Source organism: Mesorhizobium sp. M7A.F.Ca.US.005.03.2.1 (assembly GCF_003997795.1).
GTDB lineage: Bacteria > Pseudomonadota > Alphaproteobacteria > Rhizobiales > Rhizobiaceae > Mesorhizobium > Mesorhizobium ciceri.
Window position 1 is genome coordinate 1 of sequence record NZ_RZRP01000852.1, and the last position, 2,669, is coordinate 2,669.

The following is a 2,669-nucleotide window of genomic DNA, read 5'->3' on the forward strand; positions in this document are numbered from 1 at the left end:
CTCCGGCACGCGACAGGCAGGCGACGCCGGCATGATCTTCGAGCGCATCGCACCCGAGCAGCACGACACGCTCGACGGCGTGCCGGAGCCCTCCGAAACGCCCCTTCTGGTCGGGCACGGCCAGGCTGCAGGCGTGCTCACCGCCGCCTATCGCGCCGGCAAGCTGCCGCATGCGCTGATCTTTTCCGGGCCAGTCGGCATCGGCAAGGCGACGCTCGCCTTCCACCTTGCGCATCATCTGCTGAAGCACCCGGATTTCGCGCAGGCGCCGGAAAGCCTTGCCGCTCCCGATCCGGCGTCGTCGCTGTTTCGCCAGATCGCCACCGGGGCGCATCCTTCCGTGCTGCATCTGACCCGGCCGCTGAACGACAAGACCAAGAGTTTCAAGACGGTCGTCACCGTCGATGAGATCCGCAAGGTCAGCCGCTTCCTGTCGCTAACCTCGCATGACGGCAGCTACCGGGTCGTCATCGTCGACCCCGCCGACGACATGAACACCAATGCCGCCAATGCCTTGCTGAAAAATCTTGAAGAGCCGCCGGCACGGACGCTGTTCATCCTGATTGTCCACGCGCCGGGCAGCCTGCTGCCGACGATCCGGTCGCGCTGTCAGGTGGTGCGATTGACCCCGCTCGACGCCGACGACCTGATGACGGTGCTGGAAACGACCGAGCCGGCGCCGCCTGAGGATCCGGCGGCGCGCGCGGCACTGGCCGAGCGGGCAGGGGGCAGCGCCCGCAACGCGATCCTCTTGACGCAGTATGGCGGGCTGGAGATCGCTTCGACGCTCGACGCTCTGGTCACCGGGAGAAAGAGCGATGTCGGCGGCGCGTTCCGCCTCGCCGAAGCCGTGGCCGGCCGCGATCAGGCGATCCAGTTCGATATCTTCAACCGCCGGGCGCTAGACCTGTTGTCGAACGCGGCAAGTCAGGCAGCACTGGCTGGCGATCTCGCACGAGCCAAAACGCTGTCGGACACTTGGCATGAGGCGCTGGACGCTATATCTGAGACCGATACTTACAATCTCGATAAGAAGCAGCACGCCTTGATCATGATCGACCGCCTGAATTCTGCAATGCGAATGTGACTGGGTTTCCTGGTTCGGGATGGCAAATGCTGCCTCGATACGATATCCACCGCCGCGCCTTTCCATTCAGACATTCATGACGGTTCATTCATGTCACGCGACAAATTCTACATCACCACCCCGATCTTTTATCCGAACGGCAAGCCGCATATCGGCCACGCCTATACGGTCATTGCAACCGACGCCCTGGCACGCTTCCAGCGCCTGGACGGCAAGGACGTCTTCTTCCTGACCGGCACCGACGAGCATGGCCTGAAGATGCAGCAAACGGCCGAGAAGGAAGGCATAACGCCACTGGCGCTGGCCGACCGCAATTCGGCGATTTTCCGCGCAATGACCGAGGCGATGGGCGGCTCGAATGACCAATACATTCGCACGACCGAACCGCGCCACTACGAATCCTGTCAGGCGATCTGGAAAGCGATGGCCGCCAATGGCGACATCTATCTCGACCGCTATAGCGGCTGGTATTCGGTGCGCCAGGAAGCCTATTTCGACGAGAGCGAGACGACGCTCGGCGACGACGGCGTGCGCCGCGAACCGCTTGGGTCGCCGGTCGAATGGAACGAGGAAGAAAGCTATTTCTTCCGGCTTTCCGCCTATCAGGACAAATTGCTGGCGCTTTATGAGAGACAGCCCGACTTTGTCGGTCCGACCGAGCGCCGCAACGAGGTGCTCAGCTTCGTCAAGTCGGGGCTGAAGGATCTGTCGATCTCGCGCACGACCTTCAAATGGGGCGTGCCGGTGCCAGGCGACGACAAGCATGTGATGTATGTCTGGGTCGACGCCTTGACCAACTACATCACCGCCGCCGGCTATCCCGACACAAAGGCCGAGCAATGGCACTATTGGCCGGCCACGCACATCATCGGCAAGGACATTGTCCGCTTCCATGCGGTCTATTGGCCGGCATTTCTGATGTCGGCGGGCATCGAGTTGCCAAAGCGCGTTTTCGCGCATGGCTTCCTGTTCAACCGCGGCGAGAAGATGTCGAAATCTGTTGGCAACGTCGTCGATCCATTCGCGATGGTCGAGCACTACGGTCTCGACCAGGTGCGCTACTTCTTCCTGCGCGAGGTGCCGTTCGGTAACGATGGCAGCTACAGCCATGACGCGATCGTCAACCGCACCAATGCCGATCTTGCCAACGGCCTCGGCAACCTGGCGCAGCGCTCGCTGTCGATGATCGCCAAGAACTGCGGCGGCGTGGTGCCGCAGCGCGGCGAGCTGACGGATGCAGACAGAGCGATCCTGGATCAGGCCGCCGCCGCGCTCGACACCGCGCGCAAGGCGGTCGCCGAGCAGGGCATCCATCTGGCGCTGGCAGCGATCTTCGGCGTGGTGGCGGAAGCCGATCGCTACTTCGCCGGCGAGGCACCATGGGCGCTGAAGAAGACCAACCCGGCGCGCATGGAAACGGTGCTGTGGACAACCGCCGAAGTCGTGCGCCGCGTGGCGGTGCTGTGTCAGCCCTTCACTCCGGGCTCGGCCGCGAAACTGCTCGACCTGCTGGCGGTGCCGGCGGAGAGCCGCGATTTCGTGCATGTCCACGCGGATCACGCGCTTGTGCCCGGCACTGCGT

General features: G+C 63.2%; 2 protein-coding genes. Both read left to right on the plus strand.

Features of this window, described 5'->3' with window-relative positions; translation table 11 throughout:
* The first annotated feature begins 31 nt into the window (after positions 1–31).
* Positions 32–1,087 (plus strand): DNA polymerase III subunit delta', encoded by a 1,056-nt coding sequence (locus tag EN991_RS31435; protein ID WP_127370208.1) that lies wholly within the window; start codon positions 32–34, stop codon positions 1,085–1,087.
* Positions 1,088–1,177: 90 nt separating this feature from the next.
* Positions 1,178–2,669: methionine--tRNA ligase (metG, locus tag EN991_RS31440; RefSeq protein ID WP_127370207.1), on the plus strand; the 1,492-nt coding region annotated here is incomplete at its 3' end.